1 protein-coding gene is annotated in these 326 nt (G+C 50.3%); it reads right to left on the bottom strand.

What is annotated here, in order from left to right; translation table 11 throughout:
- A partial coding sequence (locus tag E1189_RS24830) for a hypothetical protein (protein WP_230459996.1) occupies positions 1–326 on the bottom strand: 326 nt, incomplete at both ends.

Raw genomic sequence — 326 nt, 5'->3', positions numbered from 1 at the left:
TTATCACGTCATCTGTCGCTGACGGGGAATCAACTTTACTGGGAATTGCGGAGCAGGTAGAGCCTTCAACTATCAGCCCAAAGGGGTCATTGTTCTGACATGGCAGCCTGATTCTGGATTGACTCCCAATCCCTTGGCAGAGCAGAGTATTTTCTGGATACGGCACACAAAATGTGTCGTCCAAAGGCTGAACGGTGGGCGATGACGTGCGGATACGGCCTGTTGAGATGATATCTGTCTCCCCGTCATCTGATGGCAAAACAAGCGTGCAGCTACTCACCGGTTTATCTGTAATCGCATCAGCAGCAATAGCGAGAGCAACAGTT

The sequence above is a fragment of the Parendozoicomonas verongulae genome, from assembly GCF_009711465.1.
Classification (GTDB): domain Bacteria; phylum Pseudomonadota; class Gammaproteobacteria; order Pseudomonadales; family Endozoicomonadaceae; genus Sansalvadorimonas; species Sansalvadorimonas verongulae.
This window is presented reverse-complemented; position numbering and strand designations above follow the sequence as displayed.